Annotated in this window: 8 protein-coding genes; 2 read left to right on the plus strand and 6 right to left on the minus strand. The window is 43.6% G+C overall.

The window, feature by feature from the left end; translation table 11 throughout:
- Positions 1–13: 13 nt before the first annotated feature.
- The 5 genes from DLJ74_RS06570 to DLJ74_RS06590 are packed head-to-tail and all read right to left on the minus strand — an operon-like array spanning position 14 to position 9,263.
- Positions 14–1,669, minus strand: coding sequence for a long-chain-fatty-acid--CoA ligase (locus tag DLJ74_RS06570; RefSeq protein WP_181397444.1), 1,656 nt, complete (start codon positions 1,667–1,669; stop codon positions 14–16).
- 29 nt (positions 1,670–1,698) lie between these two features.
- Complete coding sequence (locus tag DLJ74_RS06575) at positions 1,699–3,471, minus strand: acyl-CoA dehydrogenase family protein (RefSeq protein ID WP_181397445.1); 1,773 nt, start codon at positions 3,469–3,471, stop codon at positions 1,699–1,701.
- Positions 3,472–3,516: 45 nt separating this feature from the next.
- A complete protein-coding gene (locus DLJ74_RS06580; protein ID WP_109983834.1) occupies positions 3,517–4,701 on the minus strand; it encodes an acetyl-CoA C-acyltransferase in 1,185 nt (394 codons plus the stop codon).
- 22 nt (positions 4,702–4,723) lie between these two features.
- A complete protein-coding gene (locus DLJ74_RS06585; protein WP_109983835.1) occupies positions 4,724–7,120 on the minus strand; it encodes a 3-hydroxyacyl-CoA dehydrogenase/enoyl-CoA hydratase family protein in 2,397 nt (798 codons plus the stop codon).
- A 22-nt stretch (positions 7,121–7,142) separates the two neighbouring features.
- Positions 7,143–9,263 carry a (Fe-S)-binding protein gene (locus tag DLJ74_RS06590; RefSeq protein WP_109983873.1) on the minus strand — a complete coding sequence of 707 codons (2,121 nt, stop codon included), beginning with the start codon at positions 9,261–9,263 and terminating at the stop codon, positions 7,143–7,145.
- A 167-nt stretch (positions 9,264–9,430) separates the two neighbouring features.
- On the opposite strand from DLJ74_RS06590, the gene DLJ74_RS06595 reads away from it, so the two are divergent.
- Together DLJ74_RS06595 and DLJ74_RS06600 are read left to right on the plus strand one after the other, a co-directional pair.
- Positions 9,431–10,198, plus strand: a complete 768-nt coding sequence (locus DLJ74_RS06595; RefSeq protein WP_109983836.1) for an electron transfer flavoprotein subunit beta/FixA family protein — start codon at positions 9,431–9,433, stop codon at positions 10,196–10,198.
- 15 nt (positions 10,199–10,213) lie between these two features.
- Positions 10,214–11,188 (plus strand): electron transfer flavoprotein subunit alpha/FixB family protein, encoded by a 975-nt coding sequence (locus DLJ74_RS06600; protein ID WP_109983837.1) that lies wholly within the window; start codon positions 10,214–10,216, stop codon positions 11,186–11,188.
- 27 nt (positions 11,189–11,215) lie between these two features.
- On the opposite strand, the gene DLJ74_RS06605 is transcribed toward DLJ74_RS06600, so the two are convergent.
- Positions 11,216–12,118 (minus strand): nuclease-related domain-containing protein, encoded by a 903-nt coding sequence (locus DLJ74_RS06605; RefSeq protein ID WP_109983838.1) that lies wholly within the window; start codon positions 12,116–12,118, stop codon positions 11,216–11,218.
- Between the last annotated feature and the right edge of the window lie 202 nt (positions 12,119–12,320).

Below are 12,320 nucleotides of genomic sequence, written 5' to 3' on the forward strand. Positions count from 1 at the left end.
TCGCTTACAATAATTATTCTTCTTCCAGCAGGCGGCGTAAGGTTTTTCCTACTAATGATTTTGGAAGGCTATCTCGGAATTCGTATATTCGTGGTATTTTGTAGGCGGCAAGCCTTTCTCGGCAAAACTTCTCCAGCTCCTTTTCGTCTGTGGTCGCTCCTTTTTTCAAGACAATGTAAGCCTTCACTGTTTCGCCTCGGTATTCATCCGGAACTCCGACTGCGGCTGCATCCATTATCGCTGGATGTTCAAACAAGACCTCCTCAATTTCTCGAGGGTAAATATTGAATCCACCGGCGATGATGAGATCTTTTTTTCGATCGACAATGTAAAAGAAGCCTTGATCATCCATTTTGGCCATATCACCTGTATAAAGCCAGCCGTCTTTTAAGGTATTACTCGTTTCCTCCGGTCGCTTCCAGTAGCCTTTCATCACTTGTGGTCCTTGAATGATCAGCTCCCCTACTTCTCCGTTTTCAAGTTCTTTTCCTGTTTCCGGCTCGACTACCTTTGCGATTGTATCTGGAAAAGGGATCCCAATCGAGCCGAGCTTCCGTTTTTCCCATATGTTATTCGCATGGGTGACTGGTGAGGCTTCGGTTAATCCGTAACCTTCAATCAACTTACCACCTGTTATCTCTTCGAATCTTTCCTGGACCTCACCCGGTAATGGGGCCGCACCACTAATACATACATTGATGGACGATAAATCATAGTTCTTTATTTTTGGATGATGGATTAATGATAGATACATCGTTGGTGCTCCTGGAAAGGTAGTCGGCTTCATTTTGTCAATTAGCTTGAGCGCCATGTTTACATCAAACTTAGGGAGAAGAATAAGCATGCCACCTAATTTTATAGAAAGGTTCATGAGTGTAGTCATTCCAAATACGTGAAAAAAGGGGAGCATCGCCAAGTATCGTTCTCTCTTCTCCTCACTCCGATATACCCAAGCTCTCGTCTGCAACGTATTGGCGACAAGATTATAGTGAGTAAGCATGACACCTTTGGAAACGCCAGTTGTCCCTCCTGTGTACTGAAGCAATGCCAAATCTTCTTCCACATCTATGAGGACATTGATCGGCTTAGCTGGCGCATTAGATAGGAGTTTCTTAAACGAATGGGTATGCTGATCATAGCTGACCTCCATTGATAAACCGTCTTTTTTGGCCTTGATTGGGTACAGGATATTTTTAGGAAAGGGCAAGTAGTCCTTCATGGAAGTAAAAATCGTATGCTCTACTTCTACTTTCGGCAATACGTTTTGGACACGCTTAAACAAATGATCCAAGGCAATAACGACTTTCACACCAGCATCATTCAATTGATGCTCCAGCTCTCTTTCTGTATAAAGAGGATTGGTTTGAACGACGATCGCACCAATCATTAATGCTCCGTAGTATGCGATAATGGATGCAGGACAATTCGGGAGCATAATTGCTACCCGATCGCCCTTTTCGAGCCCTAACTTTTTTAAGCTATTTGCGAATTGATAGGTTTCTTTTAATAGCTGCTCATAAGTGATCTTTTTTCCATAGAAAAAAATTGCGGTTTGTTGCGGGAACTTTTTTGCTGTGTCTATCATAAATTGAGCCAAATTTTGCTTTGGATATTCGTATGACGGTGCGACTTCTTCGGGGTAGTACTCTAACCATACTTTTTCAGACATATCCAACTCTCCTTTTTGGCTATGGTCCTTTAAACGACATACTTCTCAGCTGCAATGACACGTGCTGCAATTTGCCTTTTCCGTTCTATCGTATTGATCGGTGTTCTGCGCGCTAGCTTTTTTAAGACAGATAGCTGTGTACTTAGCCTATCTCCAGACTCCACCTGAGCTAACGAATCCTTGGCGAGCGCTTCGATCGTTTCAAACGATTCGTGGACAAATACTTGCGTCATTGCGATGGCATTAGCCGCTTTCTCTTCGCCCTCTTTGGCAACTCGCTTTTTCGTTCTAAGAAACGCACTTTCCGCTGCATACACTTGGATCATGATGTCAGCTAAGTGACTGAGGATTTCTTGTTCTGAATCTAGCTTTTGCTGGTATTTTTGTACGGCTAGACCGCCAATCATGAGGAATATTTTTTTCGCCATCTTAATGAGGTACTCTTCTTGCTCCAAGAGCCCTGTAAACGTCCGTTGTGGCATAAAGGTAAGCAGCTCTTCTTGTAGCTGTTGTGCTTTTTGCATAAGTGGGAGTTCGTCCTTCATTGCTCGCTTAATCAGTGTCCCTGGTATGAGCAAACGGTTAATTTCATTCGTTCCCTCAAAAATTCGATTGATGCGTGAATCACGATAGATGCGCTCGATTTTATATTCCTTGATAAATCCATAGCCACCGTGAATTTGAACTCCCTCATCGGCAATAAAATCTAACGTCTCTGAACCAAATACTTTATTGATCGAGCATTCTAGCGCATATTCAGCAATCGCTTTGGCAGACGCCACTCCTGCATCAGACCTGCTGAAATCAATCGCTTTCATACTCGAATCTATTAATCCAGCAGTCCGATAGACCATACTATCCAAAACATATGCCTTTGTATTCATTTCCGCTATTTTTCTTCGAATAAGAGAAAAGGATGAGATCGGTTGCTTGAACTGAACCCTTTCATTCGCGTAGGCTGATGCTTCCTCAATCGTATCCTTAGACGAACCGAGACAACCAGCGGCAAGCTTAAATCGACCAATGTTCAATATATTAAAGGCAATGAGATGACCTTTTCCAACCTCCCACAACAGATTTTCTGCGGGAACCTTCACCTCTTCTAAAATTAGGGGGCAGGTGGAAGAGCCTTTGATCCCCATTTTCTCTTCTTCTGATCCGATACTAACTCCTTCCATCGTTCTCTCCACAATAAATGTACTAAAATCTGTTCCATTTACTTTCGCATAAACAATGAAAATATCAGCAAAAGCCGCGTTCGTAATAAACTGCTTTGTCCCATTTAAAATATAGTGCTTCCCATCCTCCGATAATGTGGCGGTTGTTTTGGCACCAAGCGCGTCCGAACCAGAGGATGGCTCTGTTAGGCAATAGGCGGCAATTTTTTCCCCACTCGCTAAGAGGGGCAGGTATTTTTTCTTTTGCTCCTCTGTGCCAAAATAAACGATCGGCAATGTACCAATCCCGACATGTGCACCAAGGGATAGACCAAACGATGATGCCTTTGATAATCGCTCACTAATTAGTGTCGAGCTTATTTTGTCTAAACCAAGGCCTTCATATTGTTCTGGCACATCTGCACTAAGAAGCCCCAATTCTCCAGCTTTTTGTAGGAGCTTGACGGTGAGATCATAATTTAAGCTTTCAATCGCTTCATCCTGTGGCAAAATCTCGCCTTCGATAAAATCCTTTGTTGTTTCGCCAATCATTCGCTGCTCTTCGGTAAAATCCTCCGGTGTGATCACCGAGTTATAATCGACATCGTTAATGATAAAGCTTCCACCTATTATTTTTTCACCCATCATTTTCGTTCCCCTTTCTATCATGGTGCTTAGATTCGGCGAGTATCAATCTGGGTGCACTTCAAACACACCAGCTGCCCCCATACCGCCGCCTATACACATTGAAACGACCCCATACCCACCGCCTTGTCGCTTCAGCTCATAAAGTAAGGTTGAGGTTAACTTAGCTCCTGTACATCCGAGAGGGTGGCCAAGTGCAATCGCTCCCCCATTTACATTGACCTTCTCCTTATCGATATTCAATTCGCGAATGACTGGTAAGCATTGTGCTGCAAATGCTTCGTTTATTTCAAAAAGCTTGATCTCATCCTGACTAACCTTTGCCATATCGAGGGCTTTTGGAATCGCCTTGATGGGACCAATGCCCATAATCTCAGGCTCCACTCCAGCGACAGCAAAAGAGCGGAACGTTGCTAAAGGCTTTAAACCAAGTGCTTCGGCCTTCTCTTTACTCATCAACACACACGCTGCTGCACCATCACTCATTTGCGACGAATTTCCGGCTGTTACAGACCCTCCCTGCTTGAATGCAGGCTTCAGCCCTGCTAGTATGTCAACACTTGTATCTGATCGAATGCCTTCGTCTGTATCGACAATGCATTGCTTTTCCCAGCGCTTGCCGTTTTCATCGACACCCTTATGGACTGTGTGGACTGGGACAATTTCTTCCTTAAACTTCCCATCCTTCACAGCTGCAGCTGCTTTCTGGTGGCTTTCTACGGCAAAGTGATCCTGATCCTTTCGGGATACTTGATATCTTTCTGCCACTTCTTCTGCCGTAAAACCCATCCCCATATAGATTTCTGGCATTTCCTCAACGATCTGTGGATGTGGGGACATCTTAAACCCTGACATCGGGACATGACTCATACTTTCTACTCCTCCACCGATCACCACATCAGCATGACCAAGCATGACACGCTCTGCTGCAAACGCAATCGACTGCAAGCCGGACGAACAAAAACGATTAATCGTCATCGCTGGAGTGGATGCCGGAAAACCAGCGTATAGGGAAATAATTCTTGCCACATTTAAGCCCTGTTCTCCTTCTGGCATGGCACAGCCAATAATGATATCCTCCACATCCTCTTTTTTTAATCCGTTGGCCCGCTTGATGACCGCATTTAAAACCGTACTTCCTAAATCCTCTATCCGTGTTTGGGCAAATCCGCCTTTCTTTGCCTTTCCTACCGGTGTACGTGCAATCGATACAATCACTGCTTCTCTCACAAGGTTCACCTCATTTCTAAAATTAATTACGTAATGGCTTCCCTTTACTTAACATATACTGCATGCGCTGCCTAGTTTTCGGCTCCCCGCACAAGCTTAAAAAGGCTTCCCGCTCGAGATCAAGCATATATTGTTCACTCACTCGCGTCCCTGCAGGAACATCCCCTCCCGCTAATACGTGGGCCAATTTATTGGCAATTAACTGGTCATGGTCACTGATATAACCTGCCAGTTTCATTTGATAAGCACCTAGCTGCATCAATGCCTTCCCTTCACTACCGACGACACGAATATCCTCTTCTGGCTTCGTGGCATTGTCCTCTTGAACCAATCTTAGGGCAGCTTGCTTTGCTTCGAATAGAAGATGATCCTGATGGACAACAACAGTATCCTGCTCACGCAAATAGCCTAGCTTTTTCGCATCGAGAGCACTTGTTGATACCTTTGCCATACCGAGCGTTTCAAAAATTTTATTGACATATGGTTGTAAATCCACCTCTGGATTCGTAACAGTGAGGCTAAGACGAGAGATCAGCTCCTTACACCCTCCGCCTGCTGGAATTAAGCCAACACCAGCTTCGACTAATCCGTAGTAAGTTTCGGCTGAAGCAACAACCCGATCGGCAGGCAGACAAACCTCCACTCCTCCACCTAAAGTCATACGATGTGGGGCTGCAATAACCGGCTTTTCAAACCGCTTTAAGTGATACATCGTATTCTGGAACAAGCGGATAATATGCTCGACTTCGTCCCACTCTTCGTCCTGTGCTTCCATTAAGAGCATCATTAAGTTGGCACCGACACAAAAATTCCTTCCTTGATTGGCAATAACGAGCCCATCGTAATTGCTACGGACTTCCTTGATGCTTTCTTCAATCATCATTAAAATATCTGCACCGATCGCATTGTTGGGGGAATGAAATTCAAGACATGCGATTCCATCTTCCAGATCGATCAGACTTGCTCCGCTATTCGCTTTTATTACCTTGTTCTGCTCTTTTAGTGTACGTAGGGAGATCACTTTAGGGTTTGGCTCTAGCTGTTTGTAAGCATCATTTGAAACGAAATATGTCGTACCTTCCTTCCTTTTGTAAAAGGATGTATTCCCTGCCTCAATCCAATCTTTCACCCATTGCGGAACACTTGATCCTTCTTTTTCCATCCGATGGACCGATTTTTCCAATCCAATTGCATCCCATGTCTCAAATGGACCAAGCTCCCAATTAAAGCCCCATTTCATTGCTTCATCAATTTCCACGATCGAATCGGCAATTTCTCCTACCTTTTCGGCAGAATAAAGGAGGACTTCTTTTAGCGTATTCCAGGCTAGTTCCGCGTAACGATCCTCTGTACTAAAGAGCGCTCTAAGCTTCTGCTTCGCTCCTTTTGCCATTTTGGCAGCTTCCAAGGATGCCCCGGCTATTTTCTTTTGTGGTTCATATTCCATTGTTTGAACATTAAGAGAGAGAATCTTCTTCCCTTTTTCGTTCTTCACCTTTTTATAAAAGCCCTGCTCTGCCTTTTCACCAATCCAACCTTTATCAACCATCTGCTGTAAAATTTCCGGGACCTTAAACACCTTTTTCTCTGCTTCATCGCTTACTTTTTCATACATATTGTTAGCAATATGCACAAACGTATCGAGTCCTACTATGTCTAATGTTCGAAATGTCGCACTTTTCGGACGCCCGATTGCCGGTCCAGTACATGCATCGATCTCCTCAATCGTATAACCCTTTGCTAGCATTTCATTTAGGGTGACATGCATACTGTATGCTCCGATTCGGTTAGCGATAAAGTTCGGGGTATCCTTTGCGATCACGACACCTTTGCCGAGCTTATTCTCACAAAATGGACGCATCACATCAACGATTTCTGTTAGTGTCTCATCACCTGGAATAATTTCTAATAGCTTCATATAACGAGGTGGATTAAAAAAATGTGTGCCTAGAAAATGCTGTTTAAATTCCGTACTACGCCCGTCGACCATTGCATTGATGGAAATGCCCGATGTGTTGGAGCTAACAATTATCCCCTTTTCCCACACTTTTTCCACACGCTCAAACAGCTGCTTCTTGATGGAAAGATTTTCAACAATCACTTCCACCACCCAATCGACTTCCTTTATTCGCTCCAGATCATCCTCGATATTGCCAGGAGTTATAAGTGATGCCAAATCCTCATCATACAGCGGGGCTGGCTTATTTTTTTTCAGTTTTTTTATTGCATTTACCGCTAAACGATTTCGGACTTCATTACTATCTAGAGTCAGTCCTTTTCTTTTTTCCTCCCCTGTCAATTGACTAGGAACGATATCGAGCAAGAGACAAGGGATCCCCACGTTTGCTAGGTGGGCGGCAATACTCGCTCCCATAACACCCGAACCGATTACAGCTGCACGTCGAATTTGTCTTTCCATACGATTACCCTCCTGTTCTAGATCATCCTGTAAGTTTGCTAGACTCGCCAAAGACAGCTTGCGCTAAGATTTCGGCAATATCCTTTGCCTCCACCTGCTCCTCTACCTCCATTGCCTTCGTGCCATCATCAAGCATGGTTAGGCAATACGGACATGCACTACTAATCACCGTTGGATTCACGTCGAGCGCCTGCTCCGTACGAGCGATATTCACCCGCTTTCCGGCCGTTTCCTCCATCCACATCATCCCGCCTCCAGCGCCACAGCACATGCCATTCTCCCGGCTACGAGCCATCTCCACTAACTCCACTCCTTTAATCGAACGGAGAATATTTCGAGGCTGTTCATACACATTGTTGTAGCGCCCGAGATAGCAGGAATCATGATACGTAATCCGTTCGTTCAATTCATACATTGGTGTTAACCGGCCCTCTTTCACTAGCTGATCGAGAAGCTCGGTATGATGAAGGATCTCCACCCCTTCTAAGCCAAACTCAGGGTATTCATTTTTCAGTGTATTAAATGTATGCGGACAGGCAGTCACGATTTTTTTCACCTTGTATTTCTGCAATGTCGCGATATTTTCCATGCACAGCTCTTGGAAAAGTAATTCATTACCCATTCTTCTTGGCGTATCTCCAGAGTTTTTCTCCTCATTTCCGAGAATCGCAAAGTTGACACCTGCTTCATGTAGCAATCTTACCAATGCTTTAGACACTTTGCGGCTACGATTATCGTAAGATCCCATCGAACCGACAAAGTAAAGCACATCAAAATCAGGGTTTTCCTTTACTGTCGGCACCGGAATCCCCTCAATATCTTCGGTCCACTTCGCCCGGTCTTTTCGATTAATTCCCCATGGATTCCCTTGGCGTTCAATGTTTTGCATCGCACGCTGGCCTTCATGAGGAACCCGGCCTTCCATAAGAAGCAAATGTCTCCGCAAGTCCACGATTTTATCCACATGTTCATTGCCGACTGGACATTGATCCTCACAATTCCGACAGGTCGTACATGCCCAAATCTCCTCCTCTGTCATCACATCACCAACAAGATTTAGCTCCTCTACCTTCCTATCTGTTGTCGACCACATCTGCTCTTGGAGCGTCATCGTCGGTTGAATCGTTGTTCCTTTTCCCCACTCGGCCTGTACTCCATCCACCTCTTGGACACTGTGTATTCCATAGGAAAGCTTTGGTACCCAAGGAGACTTTGAGGTAATGGCTGCACCCTTTTCTGTAAGGTGGTCTCGCATTTTTGCAATAAGGTGCATTGGGGAAAGAACCTTGCCCGTATTAGAAGCAGGACACGCATCCGTACAGCGCCCACATTCCACACAGGAATAGAAGTCGAGCATTTGCTGCTGGGTGAAATCTTCTATTTTTCCCACACCAAACGATTCGGCATTTTCATCCTCCAAGTCAAGGCTTCTCAATTGGCCAACTGGCTCTGTTCGCCTGAAAAAAATATTAATCGGAGCAACCATCAGATGAAAATGCTTCGACTGCGGAACATACACTAAAAACGCGAGTAAAATCAACAAATGTGCCCACCAAAACGTGTAATAGAGAATAATTGCAGTGATCTCATTCAGTGACATGAATCCTGCTGCAATCACCGAGGAAATCGGAGCATACCAAGAAAAGGCCAGATCATGAATCACCCGCTCCAACCCTAGTGTGAGTAAAATAGATAACATTAAGGAAAAAATGAAATAAATCACGATACTAGGCTTCTTTCCTCTTTTTAACCGCGATAGCTTCTCCCCATAACGGCGATAGGCAGCATAGCCAACGGCAAGAAAAATGAGAAAAACCGTCATTTCCTGAAAGAGGTTAAAGACGTGATAGCCTGGAACCGGAAGTCTATCAGCCCCTAGACCTTTCACAATGATATCCAAGGCACCAAACTGTAGAATGATAAACCCATAGAAAATAATCACATGCATGATCCCGCTTTTTTTGTCCTTTAACAATTTCGTTTGACCAAATACTTGCAAGACGAGCGTCTTTAAGCGTTCATCTAGCTTTTTTTCTATTTCCACCTGCTTTCCTAGCTTCATATAAATGTAGCGATGATAGACGACTTTTCCAAACAAATACAAGCCGTAACCAGTTACGAAAAGAAATGCTAGAAATTGCATCCATTGCCAAGCCACAATAATCGCTCCCTTCCTGATACATGGAGTTTTTGGACCATTTTTTCATTGCAAGAAACACACATGAAAATGTAAAGGCTCTCATACAAATATGGATATGAACCTGTTTAGAAGAAAATGCTAACCATTTGTGTTGGAAAGGAGAATGATGAATGGATATTTATGTGATCCTGAAACAAACCTTTGACACCGAGGAAAAAATTATCATAGAAGATGGTCAAGTTACCGAAGACGGTGTGCAATATGTCATCAATCCATATGATGAATACGCCGTGGAAGAAGCGATTCAAAAAAGAGAGGAGCTTGGAGGGAACGTTTTTGTTATTGCGGTAGGTCCTGAGCGGACATCAGAATCCCTCCGTACAGCTTTGGCAATGGGAGCCGATGAAGCCATATTAATAGCGGATGAAAGAATTTGCTCAGACGAAAATACTGTATCCAAGGTATTAGCTTCCTACTTAGGCAGCCAAAAGGTTGATTTGATTCTAGGGGGTTATTTTTCCGTTGATAATGGCGCTGGTCAAGTCGCCATTCGATTAGCACAGCTCTTAGACATCCCACATGTCGGCTCGATTACGAAGCTCGATATTCGTGATGACAAAGCGATAGCAGATCGGGATGCAGAAGGTGACCTCGAACAAGTGGAAGTAACACTTCCTGCTGTTTTCACTGCACAGCAAGGGTTAAATGAACCACGTTACCCTAGCCTCCCCGGCATTATGAAAGCGAAGAGGAAACCTTTTAAGCAATTAACTTTGGATGATCTTGATATAGACGAAACCGAGCTAGCTCCAAAAACAGAGAGAATAGCACTTTCTCTCCCTCCCCAGAAAGAAGCAGGGCAAATTCTAAAGGGCGATACGGCTGAGCAGGTGAAAGAGATTGTGGAAAAACTGCGTCATGAGACAAAACTATTATAATAAGGAGGCATTCCTATGAGTAAAACCATTCTAGTCGTTGCGGAACACCTCGATGGAGCATTGCGTCAGGTCACCTATGAAGCAATGCAGGCAGCAAGATTGTCCTCAACAAATAACGATAAGCTCCATATTGCCTTGATTGGGCATCAAGTAGAAGACTCAATAGAATCACTTTCCTATGTGGCCTGTGAAAAAATATACGTGATCGACCACCCAGATTTAGAGCAGTACAATCCAGAAGCCTATTCGAATGCATTAAAACAAGTGATCGATATCTCGAATCCAGACGGTATCATTTTTGGACATACAGCGATCGGCCGTGATCTCGCTCCGAAAATTTCAGCAAGGCTTGATGCCGGACAAATTTCAGATGTAACTAGCATCGAGAACCTCGACGATCATGTGGTGTTCACCCGGCCAATCTATGCGGGAAAAGCCTTTGAGAAAAAGGTTTTCCAAAGCTCTCCTTGGGTGGTCACCATTCGACCAAATAATATTTCAGCAGCTGATTTAAGGGGAGAAAAAGCGGAAATGGAACAGATCGAATACGCTAAGCCAGCATCTTTACGAACAGTGATCAAAGACGTCGTCCGAAAAACATCTGGAAAAGTCGATTTATCAGAAGCTAAAATTGTTGTCTCAGGCGGGCGCGGAGTGAAAAGTGCGGAGGGCTTTAAGCCTTTAGAAGAGCTAGCCGATGTCCTCGGTGGAGCAGTCGGTGCCTCAAGGGGGGCTTGTGATGCTGATTATTGTGACTATTCCTTGCAAATTGGGCAAACCGGCAAAGTTGTTACACCAGAGGTCTACATTGCCTGCGGGATTAGTGGTGCGATACAACACGTCGCTGGAATGAGTCAGTCGAAGATTATTGTTGCCATTAACAAAGATCCGGAAGCCCCAATCTTCCAAATTGCTGATTATGGCATTGTCGGAGACCTGTTTGAGGTCGTACCTTTACTAACGGAGGAATTTAAAAAGGTGGTAGATTAATAGAAGGTGTCTCCCTGAGACCCTTCTTTATTTTTCAAAATAGATCCAGCGATGCTCTCCTCTCTTGTCATAATACTGTTCTAATATTCGAAAAATCCGTCTCTTGGATACCAATTTACCACACCAATGATAAATAGCCGATGAAGTTATTTTTCGTTCAGGGAAGAGAAATTGATGCTCCTTACAAACTCTTATAATCGCATCACTACCTTTTTCGATATAATTACATAATCGACATTCGATGCTTTGTTTTTTTGGATGTGTATTCATTTCACCACACTGATCACAAGGAATCCCTTTCTGTAATTCTTCATATGGATAGGTTGGAAATGGGTTAAATGGAGGATGCTCGATGTGATTTGTTAGAAGTTTTTCGGAAGCTTGTTTTTCCTGGGAGGTGATTTTAGCAGTGGCTGGAAAATGCATGATAAAGCGGTTGATTTGTGTTGGTAAGATCAATTGTTTATCAAGTGGAGCTTGAAAGATGGAACACTCGGGGTTTACAAATATGACATAGGATAGTAAGGGAAGATTTATGTTTAATGACTGAAGTAAGCGTCGGAGTACGGAATGCGCTCGATCACGCTGCGCTATCGGATTATCGATTTCCACATCGTTTACCAGCCATAATTTATCATCATGCCAATAATATTCCCCTTGGAAGTTTTTTATCTCAAACAAGAAGATCTTTCCGTTTTTCAATAAAATAGTATCGATTTGACAATATTTACTATGGTGTAGGAATAAGTCTTTTAAGATGATATGCTCTCCCTTTAGCTTATCCAAGTATGTATCAAACATCACCTCCCCCTCAAAACCTTTCGCTAAACTTCGGTACCGTTTTTTCTCTTCTTCGGTTAGTGGCTTGCGTTTAGACAAATACTCGTAAGCGATTAATTCATTAGGTTTTTTTCTAGGTTTTGCAATCATTAGGTATACCTCCTTTTATGACATATGATAACATAAATTAGCTGAGATAAGAATAAGTGCGTAATGAAGGGCATGAGAGTTCATTTTGGCGCTTAGGGCCGGGGTTTAAGTGCCAAATGAGACTCATTATTTTTATTTTTGGTACTTAGGCGGGGTTTAAGTGCCAAATGAGACTCATTATTTTTATTTTCGGTACTTAGGC

It is taken from the genome of Gracilibacillus dipsosauri, from assembly GCF_003176895.1.
Taxonomy (GTDB): Bacteria; Bacillota; Bacilli; order Bacillales; family Amphibacillaceae; genus Gracilibacillus; species Gracilibacillus dipsosauri.